Genomic DNA, 23,103 nt, shown 5'->3' on the forward strand with positions numbered 1-23,103 from the left:
CCGCCCGGCTCAGGGTTTAGTGGGGAAGGGTGTTAACTGGCGGAAGGTGTTGAGCAGCCCTTCGGACCAGGCTTTGCGGATGGCAATAAAATAGGGATCGCTTTCAATAATGCGTTGTTGTTCGCGGGCGTGGAAACTTTCGCGGCGGTAGATCATCACATCCAGCGGCATGCCGACGGAGAGATTGCTGCGCAGCGTGGAGTCGATCGAGATCAGCGCGCAGCACATCGCCTGCTCCAGCGGCGTATCCGGCGTTAACACCCGATCGATAATCGGTTTACCGTACTTGCTTTCGCCAATCTGGAAGTAGGGCGTGTCGTTGGTCGACTCGATAAAATTCCCTTCCTGATAGATATGAAACAGCCGGTGCTCTTCGTTGCCAATCTGCCCGCCCAGCAGCATGTTGCAGCCAAAGTTGGTGTTGCTGCCGTTTTGCTGTGCCTTGCTGTCGCGGTGGATAACTTCCCGCACGGTTTCACCGATCAGCGTTGCGGCGTCGTACATGGTTTCGGCCTGCATCAGGTTGGGCGTCTGCTGGCTCTCAATGCGCGAGGTCAGCAGACTGATAATGCTCTGCGTGGTTGCCAGATTACCGGCGGACTGGATCACCAGCACCCGTTCGCCTTCACGCTGAAAAACGTGAAGTTTTTTGAACGTCGCAATGTGATCGACGCCCGCATTGGTCCGGGAGTCGGAAGCGAAGACCAGCCCGTCGCACAGACGCATGGCCACACAGTAGGTCATTACCTCACCTTTCTACATAACAGTTAACGCTATTGCTGCTGAACCTGTTGCTGCTGTTGCGTAAACAGATTCACTTCAGCGGTGGAAAACAGCTCTTCGCAGCCGCCGCCCAAACGGCTGCCGCGCACCGGGCAGGCATCCAGATAATCCATCCCCACCGCCAGCCGCAAATGCTGGTTGAGCAGGCGGGTATTGTTGGTGATATCAAAACTGTGCCAGCGGTCGTTGATCCAGGCTTCCGCCCAGGCATGCATCGCCACGTGCTCGGTATCCCGGCTATAGACATAACCGCTGACATAGCGCGCCGGGATCTTCAGGCTACGGCAGCAGGCCAGAAATACATGGGTATGATCCTGGCAGACGCCTTTCCCTTTGGCGAATGCGTCCGCTGCGCTGTCCTGCACATGCGTCGCGCCGGGAGTATACGGCATTTTTAGCCGTAATTCCGCCATCAGCGATGTGAGGCTCTCTTCGGGCGCCGCTTCCTGATAATAGCGGCTGGCGAAACCGCGGATCAGATCGTCCGCTTCCGTCAGCGGCGTGACGCGTAAAAAGACCAGCGGCGATAACGTTTCATCGCTGTTATCGTGGCTCTCTTCCACAGTATCGGCGATTTCCACCACCCCTTGAGCGTGGATAAAAATCTCCTGGTGCGGGTTGTCCAGCGTCAGCACATGCATCAGGTTGCCATAAGCATCACGGGTGGCGACGGCCGAGGCGGGCAGCGTCAGTTTCCACTCGCTCACCTGCTGGCGCGCGGAGTTTTGCGGCGTCAGCCGCAAATACTGGGTGCTGAATTTCACCTCTTCATCGTACTGATAATGCGTTAAATGGTTGATGGTGAGTTTCATAGCGCCTCCAGATAAGTCTGGCGAATGCTGTCGGCCAGCTCGTTAATTTGGGTGAGGAAGTGGTTCAGCCAGCTTTGCAGTCCCTGCGCCAGCACATCGTCGAGGGAACCAAAGCGCAGTTCCACATGCAGCAGGTGCGCCTGGCGCAGCGGAACATGCGCCCGTGTGTTACCGATCATCTCCAGTTGCTGCACCAGATCCGCCACGCAGGCATGCAGCGAACGCGGCACATCATTACGAAATACCAGCAGTTCGCTGACGGTTTCGCGGCTGATCGGCTGGCGGTAGATGCTGTGATAGGCCTCGCGGGCGCTTACTGCGCGCAGCAGGGTGTCGAGGCGATAATATTCACGTACCGGATCCGGATCGTTGTTCAGTTGCTGATCTTTAAGCGCCAGCAGTTGGGCGGTGGCGTAGGCGCGCTCAATCAGCGTACCGACACGAATAAAACACTGCGCATCGTTGCGCAGCAGCGTGCCGAACATCGCACCGCGAAACAGATGCGAGCGCTCTTTCACCCAGTCAAAAAAGGTATCAATACCGATTTTATCCACCCCGGACTGACGCAGATTGCGGATGTCGATACGCGTGGTGTTGATGCACTCCCACACTTCTGACGACAGGCTGCCGCGTACCGCGTGGGCGTTATTCCACGCCATTTCAATACAGCTATAAATGCTGCTCGGGTTGTGGCTGTCGAGGGCGAAGAAGTTCAGCAGGTTGTTCATGGAAAAGCGGGCGTAACGCTGCTGAAACAGCTCATGGGAAAAGGTGAGATTGAGCGGCAGCGCCAGATCGTGTTGCTGCTGGCGGTGGCGCGGCATCATTGACAGCTTCCAGGTGACATCCAGCACGCGGGCAAAGCTCTCTGCCCGCTCCAGGTAGCGGGCCATCCAGTACAGTTCGCTGGCTGTGCGGCTTAGCATCATTCATCCTCCTCCATCACCCAGGTATCTTTGGTGCCGCCGCCCTGCGACGAGTTCACCACCAGCGAACCTTCGTTCAGCGCCACGCGCGTCAGGCCGCCCGGCACCAGGCGAACCTCTTCGCCGGAGAGCACAAACGGGCGCAGATCGATGTGGCGCGGCGCCAGTCCCTCTTCGACAAAGGTCGGGCAGGTGGAGAGCGCCAGCGTCTCCTGGCCAATATAGTTGCCGGGGTTTGCCAGCAGCCGCTTGCGGAAATCCTCAATCTGCTGGCGGGTTGATTTTGGCCCGACCAGCATGCCGTATCCGCCCGCACCGTGAACCTCTTTCACCACCATGCTGTCGAGGTGGGCCAGCACATAGTTAAGATCGTCGGGTTTGCGGCACTGCCAGGTGGCGATATTGCCGAGAATCGGCTCCTCGCTGAGGTAGAAGCGGATCATCTCCGGCACATAGGGGTAAATGGATTTATCATCGGCAACGCCGGTGCCGATCGCGTTCGCCAGTACCACGCCGCCCGCCCGGTAGACCGACAGCAGGCCAGGAACACCGAGCATTGAATCGGCGCGAAACGCCAGCGGATCGAGAAACGCGTCGTCAATGCGGCGGTAGATCACATCCACCCGGCACGGGCCTTCGGTGGTGCGCATATAGAGCGCACCGCCTTTGACAAACAGGTCGGCGCTTTCTACCAGCTCAACGCCCATCTGCTGTGCCAGAAAACTGTGCTCAAAATAGGCGCTGTTAAAACGCCCTGGCGTCATCACCACCACCGTGGGATCGTCCACCGGCGTACTTTCACGCAGGGTTTGCAGCAAGTAGCCGGGGTAGCGCTCGACCGGCGCAATATGCTGGCTGGCGAAGAGATCCGGGTAGAGGCGCATCATCATCTTGCGGTTCTCCAGCATATAGGAGACGCCGGACGGGGTGCGCAGGTTATCTTCCAGCACGTAATAGCGGCCATCGCTGTTACGTACCATGTCGATACCGGTGATGTGAGCATAAATATTGTTGTGCAGATCCACGCCCTGCATACAGGGCTGGTACTGCTCATTCGCCAGAACCTGCTCGCGCGGGACAATACCGGCGTTGAGGATATTTTGCTGATGGTAGATATCGTACAGGAAAGCGTTTAGCGCTTTGACGCGCTGGCGGATGCCCTGATCGAGGATGCGCCACTCATGGGCCGGGATAATTCGCGGTACGCTGTCAAAGGGGATCAGGCGTTCAGTGCCGCCCTCTTCACCATAAACGTTGAAGGTAATGCCCACCCGGTGAAATAGCAGTTCTGCCTGTTCTTTCTTTTGATGGATAGCGTGCTGGTCGGTCTGTTGAAGCCACTGCCACCAGGCATCGTAATGCTGGCGTTGACTGCCCTCTGCGCTGAGCATCTCATCGTAGTAAGGTGCTGTCGGAAGCGTTATTTTTATCATTGTCATCCCCTGCATTGCGCGTGTGAAGATTCTGTAAAAATGCAGAAAGCATGCCAGCATGGCTGGCAATGCGTTTTCGTGGCGAGTACAGGCGCAAATGCACCATTTTGAGGCGAAGCGCAGCGGCAGCGCGCTAAAGTGGTGTGAAGGTAAGCGTAGCAGAAGCTGTACTAACGGCGTTTCGCGGCCGTCGGGCTGACCACCAGCCACACCGCCAGGCAGACAATCAGCGCGCCGATAACAAACCCACCGTTCAGCGTTTCGCCCAGCGCGAGGTAGCCCCACAGCACGGCAAACGGCGGGATAAGAAAGGTGACAGTCAGGCTGCGCAGCGGCCCGATATCGGCAATCAGGCGAAAATAGAGAATATACGCCACGGCGGTACAAAGCAGGCCCAGCGCCAGCACGCAGGCCCACACGGACGGCTGCGCCCAGTTGATGGTTGCGCCGCTGCCAATCGACCAGGCGCAGAACGGTAGCAAAAACAGCGTAGCGCCCGCCTGGCTACCGAAGGCGACCAGCGTCGGCTCCAGACCGCCGCGCGCCGTTATCCAGTGGCGGGTGAGAAAACCGGCAATGCCATAGCAGCCGGTCGCCACCAGGCAAGCCGCCACGCCAGCGGCGACCTCCTGCACGTTGCGCATTTCGCCGAGCGTGGTAATCGTCAAAATCCCCACCAGCCCGAGCACAACGCCCGCCCACTTTTTCCCGCTCAGGCGTTCGCCAAAAAACGCCACGCCCGCCAGCGCGCCCATCAACGGCGTGGTGGCATTGAGAACGGCGGAATACCCGGCAGGCAGCCAGCGCGCAGCCAGGCAGTACATCAAAAACGGCAGCCCGGAGTTGATCACCCCAAGCAGCAAGGTCGCGCGCAACTTACCGGAAAACTGAAACGCGCGGCGAAATAGCGCCAGCAGCGCCGCCAGGCCAGCAAAGCCAAACAGCACGCGGAGAAAAGCGGTGTTGATGGCGCCGAATTCCGGTGCGGCAATCCGCATAAACAGAAAGCTGGCGCCCCAGATGGCCGCCAGCATCACTAATCTCAGGTAATCAATGGCCCGCATTGTGCAACTCCTCGTGTTGCGTTTTTAACTAAAAATGTTTTACCCCGGCGGCATCAGGCTGACAAACCAGCATTTTTGCTACAGTTTAGTTGCACTTAATTATGCGGAGAGCCGCGATGACCCTACCGCCCCTGCAGGCGTTGATCTGTTTTGCTACTGTCGCCCGACATATGAGTATGAAAGCGGCGGCCGAGGAGTTATGCATTACCGCCAGTGCCGTGAGCCAGCAAATTGCCAGGCTGGAAGCGTGGCTGAATATCCGGCTGTTTATGCGCGGTCCGCGTTTTCTGGCGCTGACGGCAGAAGGGCACATTTATCTGCGCGCTATCCAGCCCGCGTTTAACCAGATATCGCAGGCCACGCAGCGGCTGATGGATAACGCCTGCCAGAACAAAGTCACCGTCAGTTGCACGCCTGGTTTCGCCATTCAGTGGTTGTTGCCGCGATTGGGCGCTTTCGAAAAACTGCATCCCGGCGTGGAGGTGCAGATTAATACCACTAACCGGGTGGTCAATCTGCGCAATGAAGGGATCGATTTTGCCGTACGTCACGGCGCGGGCGTGTATCCGGGGCTTCAGTCGCACTGCCTGGTGAACGACCATCTGTTGCCGGTGTGCAGCCCGGCGCTGCTGGCGGAAAATCGCCCCGGCTCGCCGCGCGAATTACTGAATTACCCGCTGCTGCACGATGAACACCGGCTGGACTGGCGTTTGTGGTTCGACACGCAGGGCATAGAGGATGTGGATACCGATAAAGGGCCGGTGTTTATCGATTCGAACGGCGTGATTGACGCCGCGCTGGCGGGCAGAGGCGTTGCGCTGGTGCGCCGGGTGCTGGTGGCGGAGGCATTAAGCCGCGGGCGGTTGATCTGCCCGCTGGCCATTACCGTCGCTTCACCGATTGCCTATTACCTGGTGTACGACGAATCCGCCGTATTACAGCGGATGAGCCGGGATTTTCGCGACTGGCTGCTGGCAACGGCGGCCTCCGAGGAGCATCGCTGGCCGCAACCGTGATCTTACCCCCATGCCCGATGGCGCTAACGCTTATCGGGCCTACAGCTTATCGTGCCTGGAAAAAAAAGGTGATCGCTCACCCGCAGGCCGGGTAAGGCGGAGCCGCCACCCGGCATCAAGCCCGGAGCTGATTGCCCGATGGCGCTAACGCTTATCGGGCCTACAGCTTATCGGGCCTGGAAAAAAAGGTGATCGCTCACCCGCAGGCCGGGTAAGGCGGAGCCGCCACCCGGCATCAAGCCCGGAGCTGATTGCCCGATGGCGCTAACGCTTATCGGTCCTACAGCTTATCGGGCCTGGAAAAAAAGGTGATCGCTCACCCGCAGGCCGGGTAAGGCGGAGCCGCCACCCGGCATCAAGCCCGGAGCTGATTGCCCGATGGCGCTAACGCTTATCGGGCCTACAGCTTATCGTGCCTGGAAAAAAAGGCGGTCGCTCATCCGTAGGCCGGGCAAGGCGGAGCCGCCACCCGGCATCAAGCCCGGCGCTGATTGCCCGATGGCGCTAACGCTTATCGGGTCGACAATTTATCGGGCCTGGAAAAAAAGTGATCGCTCACCCGCAGGCCGGGGCGCTCATCCGTAGGCCGGGTAAGGCGTAGCCGCCACCCGGCATCAAGACCGGAGCTGATTGCCCGATGGCGCTAACGCTTATCGGGCCTACAGCTTATCGTGCCTGGAAAAAAAGCGGTTGCTCATCCGTAGGCCGGGCAAGGCGCAGCCGCCACCCGGCATCAAGCAACGAATTCGGCTTACCCGCCGAGATACATCTTTTTCACTTCCGGGTTGGCAAGCACCTCCTGCGCCGCGCCGGAAAGCACAATCTTGCCATTCTCCAGCACATAAGCGCGATCGGCGATGGTCAGCGCCGCGGTGGCGTTTTGCTCCACCAGCAGAATGGTGATGTTCTCTTCGCGCAACTGACGGATGGTGGTAAACAGCTCGCCCACCACCTTCGGTGCCAGACCGAGGCTTGGCTCATCCAGCATCAACAACACCGGCTCACTCATCAAGGCGCGGGCGATCGCCAGCATCTGTTGTTCGCCGCCGCTCATGGTGCCCGCCATTTGCTTACGTCGCTCCTTCAGGCGCGGAAACAGGGTAAACATGCGATCCCGCAGGCGGGTGAAGTTTGCGAGGTTGTTATACGCCCCCATGCGCAGGTTTTCTTCGATGGTCAGGTTGGTGAAGATTTTGCGGCCTTCCGGTACCAGCGCCAGCCCTTTACGCACAATGTGGTGCGTCTGGCTGCGCGAGATATCCTCATTGAGGAAATTCACCGTCCCGGTGGAGCGCACCAGGTTGATGATGCCGTTCAGCGTCGAGGTTTTTCCTGCGCCGTTGCTGCCAATCAGCGTCACAATTTCGCGGTCGTTGATCTCAATATCAACGCCTTTCAGCCCCTGAATTACGCCGTAAAACACTTTTAACTCGCGGGCGCTAAGCATAACGTACCTCTCCCAGGTAGGCGGAGATCACCTCCGGATGTTGGATCGCCTCAGACATCAGCCCGCTAAACAGCGGTTTGCCATACTCCAGCACCATTACCCGTTCGCACAATGCGTTGACGAAAGGCATGTCATGTTCAATGAGCAGCACGCTCAGTTGATAATCCTTGCGCATGCGGAAAATCAGCCCGGCCAGATCCTCCGTCTCTTTCGGGTTCATCCCGGCGGCGGGCTCATCCAGCAACAGCAGTTGCGGCGCCGTGGCCAGCGCGCGGGCGATCTCCACTTTACGCTGGTTGCCGTAGCTCAGATTGGTGGCCTGCAAATTGGCATATTCAGCAATGCCGATATACTCCAGCAGTTCCATCGCTTTTGCCCGTGCGGCGCGTTCAGCCGGGAAGTAGCGGCCAATATGCAACGCCGCTTCCAGCAGCGAATAGCGGCTGGCGTGATCCAGCCCGACCATCACGTTTTCCAGCACCGTCATGGAGTTAAACAGGCGGATGTTCTGGAAGGTACGCGCAATACCGGCATTCACCACCTGGTTGGGCTTCAGCCCTTTGATCGATTTCCCCGCCAGCGTCACGCTACCGCTGGTTGGTTTGTAGTTCGCGGTGATGACGTTAAACAGCGTGGTTTTCCCTGCGCCATTGGGGCCGATAAGGCCGAAAATCTCCGCTTCATCAACATGAAAACTGACGTTGTCGATGGCCCGCAACCCGCCGAACTGCATCACAATATCCTCGACGTGCAGGATGACGTTATTTGCTGTCATGACGGCTCCTTCTGCGCAACTGCCACAGCTCTTTTTTCCCCAGCAACCCTTCGCGGGCGAACAACATAATCAGCAACAGCAGCAGCGAGAAGACCACCATCCGCAGCCCCGGATAGGAGCCAAGATCGTGGCCGAACAGCGACAGCGGCTGGTCAAGGAAACGCAGCCATTCGCCGCTTCCCACCACCACAATGGTGCCCAGCAGCGCGCCGGTGGTGCTGCCCAGACCGCCGAGCACAATGATGATCAGCAATTGGAAGGTGAGCATAAAGTCGAACAGCCCCGGCGAGATCGTCGTCAGCAACGAGGCCAGCAGGCCGCCGCCAATCCCTTCAAAAAAAGCGCTGGTGGCGAACGCGCAGGTCTTAATGCGGAAGGTATTGATGCCCATCGCAATCGCCGCATCTTCATCGTCGCGAATCGCCTTCATCATGCGACCATACTTCGACCACACCAGTTGCAGGATCATCCCGGTTGCTGCCAGCGCGAACAGGCCGCACCAGAACAGCAGATGCGGCTGCTGGGGAATATCGTTCAGCCCAATCGCGCCGTTGGTGATTTGCGGGTTATTAATGGCGAGGATCTTGATAATAAAACCGAAGCCCAGCGTGACAATCGCCAGATAGTCGCCGCGCACGCGGAACACCGGAAACGCCAGACACACCGCCAGCACGGCAGCGCACACGCCGCTGATTAACAGTGCGGGCAGGAAGCTGGCGTGCAGCACCATAATAAATGGGCTCGGCGCCGCCATTTCGAACATATCCATTTTGCTGTCGCTGGAGAGAATAAACAGCGCGGTGACATACGCGCCAACGGCGACAAAGCCGTTGGGTTCCAGCGAAAGCTGGCCGGTGACGCCGTTAATCAGGTTGTAGCTGACGGCGAGGATCATAAAGACGAAAACGGTGCTGATCACCCGCACAATGTAGTCGTTAAACAGCAGGTTAATCCCCACCAGTAGCGCAATGGTGATAAGAATAATCAGCAGGTTACGCCCCTGCGCGGCAAGCGTCGTGGTCGGGTTCAACATCAGAAACGGCTCCTTTCCAGGCGTTCGTCACCCATGATGCCTACCGGGCGGAACAACAAGACCAGAATCAAAAACATGAAAGCGAACGCGTCCTTATAGCCGCCAAGCTCCGGGAAAAGGGCAACTGCGACCACTTCGGTAAAACCGAGAATAAAGCCGCCGAGCACCGCGCCGGTGACGCTGCCAATACCGCCAAGTACCGCCGCCGCAAAGGCTTTCAGGCCAATCAGCACGCCCATTAACGGGTCAATGGTGGGGTAGCTGATGGAATAAAACACGCCGCCCAGCGCCGCGAGGCTACTGCCGAGGGCAAACACCAGCGAGATAATGCGGTTCGCGTCGATGCCCATCAGTCGCACGGTATTAACGTCAAACGCCACTGCGCGGATCGCCATACCATAGCGGGTGCGATAGAGCAGCCAGAGGATCGCCAGCAACAGCAGCACGGTGATCAGCGGCACGATCCACGCCACGTTGGTAATGATGATATGGCCGAAGGTCAGCGTTTTGTTGAAGTAGTCCGGCGCGGAGAAGAAGCGCGAACTGCCGCCAAACAGCACGTTGAACAGGTTTTCGAGAAAAAAACTGACGCCGATGGCGGTGATCAGCATCGAAATTTTCGATGCCTGGCGCAGCGGGCGATAGGCGACCCGGTCAATGAACATGCCCAGCAGGCCGCACAAACCGAGGGTCAGAAAAATGGCTACCCCAAAGGGCAGCCCAATCGAGGAAAACAGAAACAGGGTGGCAAATGCGCCGACCATCATCACATCCGCATGCGCGAAGTTAATCAGGCGCAGAACCCCGTAAACCATGGTGTAGCCGATAGCGATCAGGGCGTACATGCCGCCCAGACTCATGCCGTTGACTACCTGCTGGAGAAAAATGGCGCCATCCATTAAAAAACCTCTTATTAACAGCCGGTTACTGCTTACGGATTGACTACGGTTTTAAAGGCGAGCTGGCCATCTTTCACTTCGTTGATCACCGCACTGCGCACTGCATCGCCATCTTTCAGCGTCAGCGTACCGGTTACGCCCTGGAAGTCTTTAGTGGCGCGGATTTTCTCGTTAACACAGACGCGATCGCGCGGGTTATTACACTGGTTCATGGCGTTGACGATCACGTTGTACGCATCGGCCGCCATTGCGCCCCAGGTGTGGGTCGGGGTTTTGAACTTCTCTTCCCAGGCTTTGATAAACGCTTCGCCGGCTGGCGTCTGCTCTTTGGCGTTCGGTGAGTAGTAATCGGTGGTCATATAGCCGTTGACCGCATCTTTACCCACTTCGAAAAATACCGGGTCTGCCGCCAGGCCATCGCCGCCCACGACCGGTTTGTCGAGGCCGAGCTGTTTCGCCTGTACGGCAATCAGCGCACCTTCGGTGTAGTAAATCGGCATGTAGATCATGTCGACGTTTTTCGCTTTCACGCTGGAGAGTTGCGCTTTGAAATCTTTGCTGCCCGACGGCGCCTGCACTTCGATAGGAATGGTGCCGCCGTTTTTCAGGAACTGGGTGCGGAAGGCTTTCGCCAGGCCAACCGAGTAGTCGTTGCTGCTGTCAAACACGATGGCGGCGGTTTTGGCTTTCAGATCGCGGGACGCCAGGTTTGCGCCAACCACGCCCTGGAAGCTGTCCGAGAAGCAGACGCGGCTGACATACGGATGGTTGCGGGTAACACGGTCGTTCGTCGCCGTCGAAGAGACCAGCGGCGTTTTGGTGTCGTCGGCGATTTTCACCATCGCCAGCGTATTCGAAGAGGTCACTTCACCGATCACGGCATCGACTTTATCGCTGGACACCAGGCGCTGCATGGCGTTCGCCGCTTCGACTTTGTCACTCTTATCGTCGATGACGATAAGTTTAATGGTGTCGCCGTTTTTCAGCGTCGGAGTGATGCCCTGAATCAGATCCAGACCTTTTTGTGAAGGTTGACCATAGCCGCTCAGCGCGCCGCTCAGCGGCAGCACCACACCGATTTTAATTTCTTCTGCCAGTGCACTGTGTGCGCCCGCCAGGCCGGAAATCAGTACGGCCATTAAAGAGACTTTCCCACCAAAACTCTTCATTGTTACCTCACGTCCGTCAGTTGATTGTTTATGTTTAACCATCAATTAATGCGCAACACTGGAATAACGAAGCGGCCGGAATACAGGAATTAACGGCCTGATGCTTTTGATTTATCGCATTTATTTAATAAAGGATTTGCCTGTTAATAACGATTTCACCATACATCCATTAATTAGATTTTTCTCATCCATTCTTCTTATAGATTTGCCCGCCGTGATAGCACTGTTTTGGTTGCCTAAAATAGTGCAGATGCGCCGTTGTGGTGCATGAATAAATAAGTGAGGTAGCGCGCAAAATATTTTTATGCCCTCGCTGTCTGCAATCGTCTTGTTTAAAGATAAAAATATTTTCAGTCGTTTTTTACAAACTCTTTAGCAGAATAAAAAACTGGATAATTGCAATAAATATGGTAATTAAGGCCTGCATTAGCGGTTGTTGACAATAATAAAACCCTTGTTATTCTGCATTGGCAGTCAGTTTATTATTGCATTTTTCAGAAATGTTATTTCTGCGTTAATTATTTTATTCAGTCTTATCCTGAGGGGGATAAATAATGAATATTCAAAAACCCTATCTGCTTTTTTTAGGTGATGCGCACGATCAACTGGCGGCGAAAGTCGCCGAAGGAATTAAACAATGGCATCCGGAATATTGCGTCGGACAATACCGTATGGCGAACTGTCATGCCAATTGTCAGTTGCCGGATATGGATATTGACGCAGCGGTAAAAGCGGGCGCAAAAACGTTGGTGGTCGGCGTCGCTAACCGTGGCGGCATTATTTCAAAAGAGTGGATTTCCATCCTCAGCCATGCGCTGGAAAGTGGGCTGGATCTGGCGGCGGGCCTGCATAATAAACTGGCTGATGTCCCGGAACTGAAGGTGCTGGCTGACCGTCTTGGCCGCTCGCTGTTTGATGTTCGCCACCCGACTCAGCAATATCCGGTCGCCAGCGGGCGTAAACGCAGCGGCAAACGTCTGTTGCCGGTTGGTACGGACTGTTCCTGCGGCAAGATGTACACGGCGCTGGCGATTGAAAAAGAGATCCTCGCCCGTGGCGGCAAAGCCACCTTCCGCGCGACCGGGCAGACCGGCATTCTGATCAGCGGCAGCGGTATCAGCGTGGACGCGGTGGTCTCTGACTTCGTCTCCGGCGCGGTGGAAACCCTCGCCCCGGATAACGACGCCGATCACTGGGACATCATCGAAGGGCAGGGTTCGCTGTTTCACCCTTCATTTGCCGGGGTGACCACCGGGCTTATCCACGGCGCGCAGCCGGATGCGCTGGTGCTGTGCCACGAACCCACCCGCACACATATGCGCGGCGTTGACTATCCTGTACCGGATATTCTCGATTGCATGGCGCTGAACCTGAAAATGGCGCAACTGACGAACCCGAAAGCGAAATTTATCGGCATTTCCGTCAATACCTCGGCGCTGGATAAGGCAGAGGCGATTGCGCTGATGTCCTCCCTGCAGCAGCGTACCGGGCTGCCAGTGGTTGATCCGTTCCGTCAGGGCGTTGGCGCGCTGGTTGACGCGCTGGCGACGCTGTAATGGAACTGTCGGTAGCGCATGAGCGCTGGCCGCTGCGCCAGGCGTTTACGATCTCGCGCGGTAGCCGCACGGCGGCCGATGTGGTGTCGGTCACGTTGCAGGCGCAGGGCATTACCGGGCGCGGTGAATGCCTGCCTTACGCCCGCTACGGCGAAACCGTTGAAAGCGTGATGGCGCAGATTGAGGCGCTGCGCGGCGATCTCGCCGCCGGAATGAGCCGCGAGCAGTTGCAGCAGCGGCTACCGGCAGGCGCGGCGCGCAATGCGCTGGACTGCGCCTTCTGGGACTGGCAGTGCAAACGCAGCGGGAAGAGCATCTGGCAACTGACCGGCAGCGGAGCACCGCACCACCTGCAAACGGCCTATACGCTGTCGCTGGATACGCCAGCGAAGATGCAGCAGGCGGCGCGGGAAAACGCCTGGCGCCCCTTGCTGAAACTGAAGCTGGCCGATGAGCAGGATATCGCCCGCGTGACGGCCGTGCGTGAAGGCGCGCCGCAGGCGCGGCTGATCGTTGATGCCAATGAAGGCTGGAACGAGAGCATCTATTTACCGCAGGCGACGGCGCTGGCGGCGCTTGGTGTCTCGCTTATCGAGCAGCCGCTTGCGGCGGGGCAGGACGCCGTGCTGGCGCAGTTGCCGCATCCGGTGCCGCTGTGCGCCGATGAATCCTGCCATGATTCCGCCACATTGGCGCAACTGGTCGGGCGCTATGAGTTTATCAATATCAAGCTCGACAAGACCGGCGGCCTGACCGAAGCGCTGCGCGTGCGGGCACAGGCGCAGCAGCTTGGGCTGCAAATCATGGTGGGCTGCATGGTGGCGACGTCGCTGTCGATGGCGCCCGCCGTGGTAGTCGCGCAGCAGGCCAGCGTTGTCGATCTCGACGGGCCGTTGCTGCTGGCGGACGATCGCCCGCACGGGCTGCATTATGATGGCAGCGAACTTTTTCCACCGACACCGGCTCTGTGGGGCTGATGGCGAAGCGTAAGGAGAGAATAATGTCACGCACAGTGTATGTGAATGGCGAATACCTGCCGGAAGCGGCGGCGAAAGTATCGGTCTTTGACCGGGGTTTTTTATTTGCCGATGCCGTGTATGAAGTGACCGCCGTGGTGAATGGCAAGCTGGTGGATTTTGCCGGGCACTATGCGCGGCTGGTGCGCTCCTGCGGCGAGCTGGGATTAACGCTGGCGGTGGATGAAAACGGCCTGCGCGAGATCCACCAGCGGCTGATTGTCGAAAATGCGTTGCAGGAAGGCGGCATTTACCTGCAACTGACGCGCGGTAACGCGGGCGATCGGGATTTCCATTTTCCGCCTGCCAGTACACCGCCGACGCTGGTGTTATTCACCCAGGCGCGCGCGGTGGTGGATCACCCGGCGGCCAGCAAAGGCATCCGTGTGGTGACCTGCCCGGATATTCGCTGGCAGCGCCGGGATATTAAAACCGTGCAGTTGCTGGCGCCCTGTCTGGCAAAAGCTTTTGCCGAAGCGCAGGGCGCGGACGACGCTTTTCTGGTGGAAAACGGCTATATCACCGAGGGGAGTTCCTGTAACTGCTATATCGTGCAGGACGATAACACTGTCGTGACCCGGCCGCTGAGCAACAGTATTTTGCACGGCATCACCCGCAAAGCGCTGGTGAAGCTGGCCGAGGAGCACGGCGTGACGATCGAGGAGCGGCTGTTCACCCCGGAAGAGGCGCGCAACGCCCGTGAAGTGTTTATCAGCTCGGCCACCACGTTTGTCTGGCCGGTGATTGCCGTTGACGGGCAGACCATCGGCGACGGTAAACCGGGGCCGATCACCCAGCTTTTGCGCCGGATCTATTTGCAGATGCTTTGAGGTTTTAGCGTCGTTCGGTGAAATCTGCGACGCGAGTTAAGTGCCGGATGGCGCTGCGCTTATCCGGCCTACACATGGATGCCGGTTTGATGTGTGTTGCACAATCCGTAGGCCCGGTAAGGCGCGGCCGCCATCGGGCGATATTGCAAATGCAGGGAGTGATTTCTGTGCCGGATGGCGCTGCGCTTATCCGGCCTGGGCATGGATGCCGGTTTGATGTGTGTTGCACAATCTGTAGGCCCGGTAAGGCGCAGCCGCCACCGGGCGATATTGCAAATGCAGGGAATGATTTCTGTGCCGGATGGCGCTGCGCTTATCCGGCCTGGGAATGGATGCCGGTTTGATGTGTGTTGCACAATCCGTAGGCCCGGTAAGGCGCAGCCGCCACCGGGCGATATTGCAAATGCAGGGAATGATTTCTGTGCCGGATGGCGCTGCGCTTATCCGGCCTGGGCATAGATGCCGGTTTGATGTGTGTTGCACAATCCGTGGGCCCGGTAAGGCGCAGCCGCCACCGGGCGATATTGCAAATGCAGGGAATGATTTCTGTGCCGGATGGCGCTGCGCTTATCCGGCCTGGGCATGGATGCCGGTTTGATGTGTGTCGCACAATCTGTAGGCCCGGTAAGGCGCAGCCGCCACCGGGCGATATTGCAAATGCAGGGAATGATTTCTGTGCCGGATGGCGCTGCGCTTATCCGGCCTGGGCATAGATGCCGGTTTGATGTGTGTTGCACAATCTGTAGGCCCGGTAAGGCGCAGCCGCCACCGGGCGATATTGCAAATGCAGGGAATGATTTCTGTGCCGGATGGCGCTGCGCTTATCCGGCCTGGGCATGGATGCCGGTTTGATGTGTGTCGCACAATCCGTAGGCCCGGTAAGGCGCAGCCGCCACCGGGCGATATTGCAAATGCAGGGAATGATTTCTGTGCCGGATGGCGCTGCGCTTATCCGGCCTGGGCATGGATGCCGGTTTGATGTGTGTCGCACAATCCGTAGGCCCGGTAAGGCGCGGCCGCCACCGGCAAATCAACCGAACCCTGATTTTACGCGTATTCCCACCACAACTTATCTAATTCGTACCACTTATCTCCCGGCTGCGGCGTCTTCTCCCACGGTTTATCAATGATGTAATGGATATTCTTCACCCGCGCGAGATCCCACATCTGCGGATGCTGGAGCGCCAGGGTTTTTAATGCGTTATAACCGTAATGCAACGGTAGCCAGCGATCGCGGAACACCTCGTTGAGAAAATCCTGCTCGGCAAAAACGTACGCTGAAATATCAGCTTTCTCCGCCAGCCGCAGCATCATCTGCTGATACATCGCCTCGTCCGGCGTCAGCACCAGAAAACCGCCGTTGAGGTAGTTATCCAGCGACGCGGGCGGATGGCCGTGCATCCCGGGATCATCACACCAGCTGTAGTAGCAGTTTTCCGGCCGCCAGCTTGCCGGGTAGCTGGCAATGCGATTGGGATTACAGCGACAGGCATGGCAGGCGGCAATGGTGTCTGCGGCGAGCGGCAGCGAAAACACCTCATCCATATTGTGAATCACCAGCATATCGGCATCGAGGAAGGCCACCCGCTGGTATTCCGTCAACCGCCACACCGCCAGCTTGCTCCACACCTCGGCAAAACGTTCATTGGCATAGCGCTGCGCCAGCGCCGGATCCGGGCCTATCACCGGCACTTCCTGCACCCGGCAGCCCCGCGTTTGCAGATGCTGGCGCATCTTGTCATCAATCGCAGGCGTCACCATAACCACCAGCGGCCACGGCGAACCGCTGGCGCGCAGCGAGCGCTGCAACGTCTCCACGCCGCGCAGATAATCCGGCTGCGTCAGCAGCGTCACCCAGGCAAATGCGCCGCTCATGCCAGTAGCTCCGCCATAAAGGCGTTGAGGAATTTCCCCTGCGGATCGAGCTGCTGGCGAACCGCCTGAAACGCCGACCACTGTGGATAAAGCGTGGGCCAGTCGTACAGTGTCGGATCGTAATATTTTCCCCAGTGCGGCTTACCGCCTTCTTCCGCCAGCAGCCGCTCGGCGGCGCGCAGGAATTCCAGCCCCTCTTCAGAGAGCGAGCCATCGGCGGCGTAATAGACCACAAAACCGAAAAAACAGGTCGGTTCCTGCCATGCCGGGCTGAGCCAGGCCTGTGAAGGCCCGGTGCAGCGCAAAATAATCGGGTAGTGCATATGCGGATGCGAGCGGGTATGCCACGCCTTAATTCGCGCTATCACCGCCGGCGCGCGCGCCATGGGAACGCTGATTTCAATATTGATTTGCGGCGTGGCAATCCCCCGGCAAAAAAGCTGGTAAATGTCGCCAATCACATCGGTGAAATCTTTAAAGCGCGTGACGGTGCGAAACGGTTTGCCGTTGTCATCGACAATCTGTGTGTCGTCGCGCATCTGCTCCAGCGTTTTATCGACGGTAGCGTTCATCTCCGTGTCTGTCTCTTCCATCTCGACCAGATCGCCGTGATTGGCGTGCCAGCGCGCCTGCTCTTCGGCGGTGGCTTCGCGGGCCTTCCACGCATGAATTTTATTTTCATCCGGGAACCACCAGGCTTTGCTGAACGCCCATTGTGCGTTCCAGTCGCTCAGATCTTCCGCCAGCGTATCGGCAGGGCTGGCGCTTTTGAAGCAGGTAAAAAGGGTAAAAGGGCGGGTACGCAGTGTGACGGCGCTGATGGCACCGAGCGTGCCCAGACCAAGCTGTGCTGCGCCAAACCAGCGATGCTGGCGATCGATCTCATGCACGTTGCCTGTGGCATCAACCAGCCGGATACGCAGCGCTTCATCCGCCAGCGAGCTTTGCTGCATTCCCTGGCCGTGGGTGCCGGTGGAGATCGCGCCCGCCAGCGTCTGCGCATCAATCACGCCCGGCGAGGCGACCAGCATGCGGTTCATCGCGGTCAGCGTTTCAAACATCTCATGCAACGGCGTTCCTGCGCCAAAGGTCACGCTGTCGTTGTCCACTTCCAGCACGCCCCGCAGGCGAGAAATATCGATAAGCCGGTCTTCCGGGCCGCTAAGCGCCAGCATTCTGCCCGGCGACATCCGATTGCCGATAAAGCGAATTTTGCCCGTCGCAGCGGCGATCATCTCCTGCAATTGCGCTTCGTTCTCCGGCGTTTGCAGGGCATTTTCTGCCGCCAGCGTGGCGTTTTTCGCCCAGTTGAGAATCGCCGGATCGCGTGGGTCCGGGTGCGGCAGGCGGCGCGGAAACAGGGTTTGCGTGGCAATCATCGACGGCTCCTTGCTGAAACAGGGGTGATTAACCAAGCGTAGCCCATCAGGCAATCGCGTGAAGCAGATTGCGCCTGGTTGTACGCTCAAGCGATCAAACGGGCGCCGATCGCTTAATCCACGCGGTTTTGCGGTTGTCCGGCAATAAACGCGGCGACGTTTTCCACGGTTGTTGCAAGAATGCGCCCGCGCGCTTCCACCGACGCCCAGGCAATATGCGGGGTGATCAGGCAGTTTTTGGCGCACAGCAGCGGGTTATCGGCAGCAGGCGGTTCGCTGGAGAGCACATCTACCGCCGCGCCTGCAACATGGCCTTCATTCAGCGCGGCAGCCAGATCCGCTTCATTTATCAGATCGCCGCGCGAGGCGTTAAGCAGCAGTACGCCGGGTTTCATTTTTTGCAGCGTGCTGCGGTTGATCATCCCTTTGGTGGCGGGCGTCAGCGGGCAGTGCAGGCTGATGACATCGGCTTCGGCGTACAGCGTGTCGGGATCGACATAACGCACATTACTGTTTTCCGCCCTTTTTGCTGAGCCTGTCGCGCAGGCCAGCACCGTCATCCCCATCGCCTGGGCGATAGCGCCAACCGCCTGGCCGATGCGGCCATAACCGATAATGCCGATCTTTTTGCCCGCCAGTTCAACCATCGGGTTCAGCCAGTAACACCAACTGTTACGCTGCTGCCAGCCACCAGCGCGAACATCCGCACTGTGTTCGCTGACGCGGTTACACAGCGCCAGCAGCAGCGCGGTGGTGAATTGCGCCACCGTGGCGGTGCCGTAGGAGGGCACATTGGCGACGGCAATACCGCGCAAACGCGCGGCGCTCAGATCGATAATGTTATAGCCGGTGGCGGTGACGGCGATAAATTTCAGCTCCGGACACTGGCTGAACACCGCTTCGCCCAGCGCCACTTTGTTGGTTATGGCAACATCAGCGTTCGCCAGCCTTTCTGCCACTTGCTCCGGCGTGGAGTTGTCATATACCGCCACTTCGCCCAGTTGCTCCAGCCCCTGCCAGCTCAGATCGCCCGGATTAAGAATACCGCCATCTAACACGACAATTTTCATAGGTTACCCGTTTGGTTTTTTTATCACGCCATCAACTTAGACGATGTGCTGCCGGGGAGTAAGCACTTTCTTCATGCCTTTCAGGGGGGAATTAGGAGGGGGGAGAGCAACGTGGCAATGCGGAGCCGCATTGCCAACGGGTTAGTTTGTTGCGGTAATTCGCGGCGTGACGCGGCCATGCAGCGCCGGGTTGTCGCTCTCATCTTTCAGGTGTACGCCGGTCAGACGGCGCAAAAACGCCTGTTCCAGCAGCCACGCCAGTTTGAAGGCTGCCGCTTCGTAATTCAGCCCTTCCGGGCGAATGTTGGAGATGCAGTTGCGTTCCGACTCAATGCGCACGCGCTGCGGTTTCCAGGTGAGATAGACGCCCAGGCTGTCCGGCGAGGACAAACCGGGCCGCTCGCCAATCAGGATTGCCACCGCTTTGCTGCCCAGCGTTTCGCCGATATCGTCGCCCAGCGCCACGCGTGACTGGTGCGCCAGCACAATCGGCCCGAGCGAAATCCCCAGCGTTTCAAGGTAGGGCAGCAGGGCGCGGATTAAGCCCACGGACTGGCGGTGTACCGCGTGCGATGACAAGCCATCGCCAATCACCAGCAGCAGATCGTGCGCGGGCGTGCGGCTGGCGGCGAGATCGGCACGGCTCTCTTCGCTCAGCATGCGCCCCAGATCCGGGCGGTTGAGATAGATATGTCGGTCCGACGCCGCGCTGTGCGCTTCCAGCGTGCTCAGCCCCAGTTCATGGAGCTGGCTTGCCAGGCTGTCGCTGTCGAAGGGCTGATGGATGGCGTCACGCGCCTGGGCGTGAGCAAGACCAAATTTCAGCACTTCATCGGTTGGCAGGCTGGCGCCGCTGCGCCCCAGCGCAATGCGGGCGTCGGTGAATTCGCGCAGCAGGGACCAGGCATCAGGCGAGTTCATGCAGGCGCTCCTTGTGGTATCACGGTCAGTAACGGATGGTTTGCGCCGGTAAGGCGTAACTGGCCGTGGGTGTCGATAATCTGCATCCGCGTCAGCCAGTCGGCGAACTCCGGCGCGTGCTTCAGCCCCAGTAGGCGGCGCGCGTAGAGCGCATCATGGAATGAGGTGCTCTGATAGTTGAGCATGATGTCATCTGCGCCCGGTACGCCAATCAGGAAGGTCAGCCCGGCGGTGCACAGCAGCGTCAGCAGTGTATCCATATCGTCCTGATCCGCTTCGGCATGATTGGTGTAACAGACGTCGCAGCCAATCGGCAGCCCCATCAGTTTGCCGCAGAAGTGATCCTCCAGCCCGGCGCGGATAATCTGCTTGCCGTCATACAGGTATTCCGGGCCGATAAACCCGACCACCGTGTTAACGAGCAGCGGTTTAAAGTGCCGCGCGACCGCATAGGCGCGCGCTTCACAGGTTTGCTGATCGACGCCATGATGGGCATTCGCCGACAGGCAACTGCCCTGGCCGGTTTCGAAATACATCACGTTATCGCCCAGCGTTCCGCGCTTCAGCGAAAGCGCGGCCTCATGCGCCTCCTGCAACAGCGCGAGGTTGATACCAAAGCCGCTGTTTGCCGCTTCCGTACCGGCGACCGACTGAAACACCAGATCCACCGGCGCGCCGCGCTCAATTAGCTGTAACGTGTTGGTGACATGCGTCAGCACGCAGGACTGGGTGGGAATGGCAAAACGGTCGATGATGTCCGCCATCATATGGTTCAGCTTTTGCAGCACCGGCAGGCTGTCGCTGGCCGGGTTGATGCCGACTACCGCATCGCCCGCGCCGTAAAGCAGGCCATCCAGCATGCTGGCGGCAATGCCTTTCAGATCGTCAGTCGGGTGGTTGGGTTGCAGGCGCACGCTGAGGTGGCCGGGCAAACCGATGGTGTTGCGAAAGCGGGTGATGACGCTGCATTTGCTGGCGGCAAGGATCAAATCCTGGTTGCGCATCAGTTTGCTGACGGCGGCGGCCATTTCCGGGGTGATCGCCGGGGCAACCTGGCTCAGCAGCGCGGTATCGGTGGTATCGGCCAGCAGCCAGTCACGAAATTCGCCCACCGTCAGATGGGCGATTAACGTAAAAGCGGCGCTGTCGTGGGTGTCGATGATGAGGCGAGTCACCTCATCTTTTTCATAGGGAACCAGCGGGTTGTCGAGGATCTCGCGCAGCGGTATATCGGCAAGGGCGATTTTTGCCGCCATGCGCTCTTCGGCTGATTGTGCCGCAACCCCGGCCAGCACATCCCCGGAACGTGCCGGGGACGCTTTGGCCATGACCTCTTTCAGGCTGGCGAACCGCCATGTGCGGTGCGCCAGAGTGGTTTTATACATTGCGTCTCCTCAGGAGATAGCGCGCAGTTGCGGGTCCAGCGCGGCACGTTCACGCGCCGATGCGGTTTTACGAAACCACATATAACCGCCCAGCATCATCACGGCGAAAATCAGCGCCAGCAGGGTGTTGTACCAGACCATCGCCACCAGGCAGAGAACCGCCATGCCGAGCGCAAAAGCCGGCGCGTACGGGAACAACGGCGCTTTAAACGGACGCTCAAGTTCCGGCTCGCTGCGGCGCAGCTTGAACAGCGCGGCCATGGAGATGATATACATAACAATAGCGCCAAAGACCGACATCGTCACAATGCAGGCGGTGAGCGGCATGCCGCTGATGGTGATCAGCGAATCGGAGAAGATCGCCGCAATCCCCACCACGCCACCGGCGAGGATCGCCAGAATCGGCGTACGGGTTCTACGGTTCAGGTTAGCCAGGCTGGCAGGCAGATAACCCGCGCGCGCCAGCGAGTAGATCTGGCGGGAGTAGCCCATAATAATGCCGTGGAACGAGGCGACCAGGCCAAACAGACCGAGCCAGACCAGCATATGCAGCCAGCCGCTGCTGCTGCCGACCACCACTTTCATTGCCTGCGGCAGCGGATCGTTGATGTTCGACAGCGTGCGCCAGTCGCCAACGCCGCCCGCCAGAATCATCACGCCAACCGCCAGTACCGTCAGTGTCAGAATGCCGCCGCCGAGCGCACGCGGAATGGTGCGTTTCGGATCTTTGGCTTCTTCTGCCGCCATTGATGCGCCTTCAATCGCCAGGAAGAACCAGATAGCAAACGGGATAGCTGCAAACATGCCCGGCAGCGCGAGGCCGCTGAAGCTTTCTGCGCCAGCCCAGCCGTTGGCGGTGAAGTTGCTCCACGAGAAACCCGGTGCCACCACGCCCATAAATACCAACAGCTCGAAAATTGCCAGCAGGGTGACAATCAGCTCGAAGGTGGCGGCAATACCGACGCCCAGAATGTTAAGCACCATAAAGATGACGTACGCGCCGCAGGCCACCCATTTTGGATCGAGTGACGGGAACTGCACGTTCAGGTAAGCGCCAATCGCCATGGCGATCGCCGGTGGTGCAAAGACGAACTCAATGAGCGTGGCAAACCCGGCGATAAACCCGCCGGTAGGCCCGAAGGCTCGATAGGCGTAAGCGAAAGGCCCGCCCGCATGTGGGATCGCTGTGGTCAGCTCGGTAAAGCTAAAAATAAAAGCGCAGTACATGGCGGCAATCGCCAGCGCGACAATCAGAAAGCCGAGCGTTCCGGCTTGCGACCAGCCATAACTCCAGCCGAAGTATTCCCCTGAAATAACCAGTCCGACGGCAATGCCCCACAGACGGAAGCTGCCGAGTGTTCTTTTTAGTGTTGTTTGTGTGTTCATTCTTTTTACTGCCTCGCCATTAATACAGTTGCAGGCAGAGTTGCAAAGTCAGTGCCAGAAAAAAGAAACCTTCTGGCTCATGGGGTTACAGGCAACACAGCGGTAAATGCACGATAAGAGTGCACCGCCGACGACCGAAAACGGGTGCAGGCTGCCCTGCAATGGTGAAAGCGAGGAAGAAACTCTCTAAGGTGAAATTAACTGTGCAAGTGGGGGCAGAAACAGCCACTGCGGCGATTTTTGGAAATATAATAGGGAATAACTGGAAATTTAAATCCGATAATTCTTACGTCGCTTTGCGCATTGGATGCTTTAATTAATACAACGG

Annotated in this window: 20 protein-coding genes; 4 read left to right on the forward strand and 16 right to left on the reverse strand. The window is 58.3% G+C overall.

What is annotated here, in order from left to right; all coding sequences use genetic code 11:
* Positions 1-9 precede the first annotated feature (9 nt).
* The 5 genes from C0557_RS04555 to C0557_RS04575 all read right to left on the reverse strand — a co-directional run bounded on the left by C0557_RS04555 (position 10) and on the right by C0557_RS04575 (position 5,018).
* A complete protein-coding gene (locus tag C0557_RS04555) occupies positions 10-744 on the reverse strand; it encodes a proteasome-type protease (protein WP_074776972.1) in 735 nt (244 codons plus the stop codon).
* Between the two features lie 29 nt (positions 745-773).
* Positions 774-1,595 (reverse strand): transglutaminase family protein, encoded by an 822-nt coding sequence (locus C0557_RS04560; RefSeq protein WP_208657649.1) that lies wholly within the window; start codon positions 1,593-1,595, stop codon positions 774-776.
* Positions 1,592-2,521 carry an alpha-E domain-containing protein gene (locus tag C0557_RS04565; protein ID WP_208662788.1) on the reverse strand — a complete coding sequence of 310 codons (930 nt, stop codon included), beginning with the start codon at positions 2,519-2,521 and terminating at the stop codon, positions 1,592-1,594. The genes C0557_RS04560 and C0557_RS04565 overlap by 4 nt, the downstream gene beginning before the upstream one ends.
* A complete protein-coding gene (locus C0557_RS04570) occupies positions 2,521-3,954 on the reverse strand; it encodes a circularly permuted type 2 ATP-grasp protein (protein WP_074776974.1) in 1,434 nt (477 codons plus the stop codon). Before C0557_RS04570 ends, C0557_RS04565 begins: the two co-directional genes overlap by 1 nt.
* Positions 3,955-4,124: 170 nt before the next feature.
* Positions 4,125-5,018 carry a DMT family transporter gene (locus tag C0557_RS04575; RefSeq protein ID WP_208657650.1) on the reverse strand — a complete coding sequence of 298 codons (894 nt, stop codon included), beginning with the start codon at positions 5,016-5,018 and terminating at the stop codon, positions 4,125-4,127.
* Positions 5,019-5,134: 116 nt separating this feature from the next.
* Here C0557_RS04575 and gcvA point away from each other — a divergent pair, with 116 nt between their 5' ends.
* Complete coding sequence (gcvA, locus tag C0557_RS04580) at positions 5,135-6,034, forward strand: transcriptional regulator GcvA (RefSeq protein ID WP_208657651.1); 900 nt, start codon at positions 5,135-5,137, stop codon at positions 6,032-6,034.
* Positions 6,035-6,785: 751 nt separating this feature from the next.
* Here gcvA and C0557_RS04585 read toward each other — a convergent pair.
* The 5 genes from C0557_RS04585 to C0557_RS04605 are packed head-to-tail and all read right to left on the reverse strand — an operon-like array spanning position 6,786 to position 11,357.
* Complete coding sequence (locus C0557_RS04585; RefSeq protein WP_043954714.1) at positions 6,786-7,481, reverse strand: ABC transporter ATP-binding protein; 696 nt, start codon at positions 7,479-7,481, stop codon at positions 6,786-6,788.
* Positions 7,474-8,256 carry an ABC transporter ATP-binding protein gene (locus C0557_RS04590; protein WP_074776977.1) on the reverse strand — a complete coding sequence of 261 codons (783 nt, stop codon included), beginning with the start codon at positions 8,254-8,256 and terminating at the stop codon, positions 7,474-7,476. Before C0557_RS04590 ends, C0557_RS04585 begins: the two co-directional genes overlap by 8 nt.
* Complete coding sequence (locus C0557_RS04595; RefSeq protein WP_208657652.1) at positions 8,243-9,289, reverse strand: branched-chain amino acid ABC transporter permease; 1,047 nt, start codon at positions 9,287-9,289, stop codon at positions 8,243-8,245. Before C0557_RS04595 ends, C0557_RS04590 begins: the two co-directional genes overlap by 14 nt.
* Positions 9,289-10,188 (reverse strand): branched-chain amino acid ABC transporter permease, encoded by a 900-nt coding sequence (locus tag C0557_RS04600; RefSeq protein WP_074776979.1) that lies wholly within the window; start codon positions 10,186-10,188, stop codon positions 9,289-9,291. Before C0557_RS04600 ends, C0557_RS04595 begins: the two co-directional genes overlap by 1 nt.
* A gap of 32 nt (positions 10,189-10,220) precedes the next feature.
* Positions 10,221-11,357, reverse strand: coding sequence for an ABC transporter substrate-binding protein (locus C0557_RS04605; protein ID WP_371813231.1), 1,137 nt, complete (start codon positions 11,355-11,357; stop codon positions 10,221-10,223).
* A 554-nt stretch (positions 11,358-11,911) separates the two neighbouring features.
* Between C0557_RS04605 and dgcN the strand changes: the two genes are divergently transcribed.
* From dgcN to C0557_RS04620, 3 genes are read left to right on the forward strand one after another with little or no spacing between them, the layout of a single operon-like run.
* Complete coding sequence (dgcN, locus tag C0557_RS04610) at positions 11,912-12,913, forward strand: N-acetyltransferase DgcN (RefSeq protein WP_208657653.1); 1,002 nt, start codon at positions 11,912-11,914, stop codon at positions 12,911-12,913.
* Positions 12,913-13,890 carry an N-acetyl-D-Glu racemase DgcA gene (dgcA, locus tag C0557_RS04615; RefSeq protein ID WP_208657654.1) on the forward strand — a complete coding sequence of 326 codons (978 nt, stop codon included), beginning with the start codon at positions 12,913-12,915 and terminating at the stop codon, positions 13,888-13,890. Before dgcN ends, dgcA begins: the two co-directional genes overlap by 1 nt.
* A 23-nt stretch (positions 13,891-13,913) precedes the next feature.
* Positions 13,914-14,759: a D-amino-acid transaminase gene (locus tag C0557_RS04620; RefSeq protein WP_074776983.1), complete on the forward strand. Its 846-nt coding sequence runs from the start codon at positions 13,914-13,916 to the stop codon at positions 14,757-14,759.
* Positions 14,760-15,806: 1,047 nt separating this feature from the next.
* Here the strand turns inward: C0557_RS04620 and C0557_RS04625 are convergent.
* The 6 genes from C0557_RS04625 to eat all read right to left on the reverse strand — a co-directional run bounded on the left by C0557_RS04625 (position 15,807) and on the right by eat (position 22,775).
* Positions 15,807-16,634, reverse strand: coding sequence for a glycosyltransferase family 8 protein (locus C0557_RS04625; RefSeq protein ID WP_208657655.1), 828 nt, complete (start codon positions 16,632-16,634; stop codon positions 15,807-15,809).
* Positions 16,631-18,013 carry a D-arabinono-1,4-lactone oxidase gene (locus C0557_RS04630; RefSeq protein WP_208657656.1) on the reverse strand — a complete coding sequence of 461 codons (1,383 nt, stop codon included), beginning with the start codon at positions 18,011-18,013 and terminating at the stop codon, positions 16,631-16,633. Before C0557_RS04630 ends, C0557_RS04625 begins: the two co-directional genes overlap by 4 nt.
* Before the next feature lie 113 nt (positions 18,014-18,126).
* Positions 18,127-19,083: a D-2-hydroxyacid dehydrogenase gene (locus C0557_RS04635; protein ID WP_208657657.1), complete on the reverse strand. Its 957-nt coding sequence runs from the start codon at positions 19,081-19,083 to the stop codon at positions 18,127-18,129.
* A gap of 141 nt (positions 19,084-19,224) precedes the next feature.
* On the reverse strand, positions 19,225-20,004 hold the full coding sequence (gene eutC, locus C0557_RS04640; RefSeq protein ID WP_208657658.1) for an ethanolamine ammonia-lyase subunit EutC: 780 nt from the start codon (positions 20,002-20,004) through the stop codon (positions 19,225-19,227).
* Positions 20,001-21,389: an ethanolamine ammonia-lyase subunit EutB gene (locus C0557_RS04645; RefSeq protein WP_208657659.1), complete on the reverse strand. Its 1,389-nt coding sequence runs from the start codon at positions 21,387-21,389 to the stop codon at positions 20,001-20,003. The genes eutC and C0557_RS04645 overlap by 4 nt, the downstream gene beginning before the upstream one ends.
* Before the next feature lie 9 nt (positions 21,390-21,398).
* A complete protein-coding gene (eat, locus tag C0557_RS04650) occupies positions 21,399-22,775 on the reverse strand; it encodes an ethanolamine permease (protein WP_208657660.1) in 1,377 nt (458 codons plus the stop codon).
* Between the last annotated feature and the right edge of the window lie 328 nt (positions 22,776-23,103).

Source organism: Kosakonia sp. MUSA4 (assembly GCF_013085925.1).
GTDB lineage: Bacteria > Pseudomonadota > Gammaproteobacteria > Enterobacterales > Enterobacteriaceae > Kosakonia > Kosakonia sacchari_B.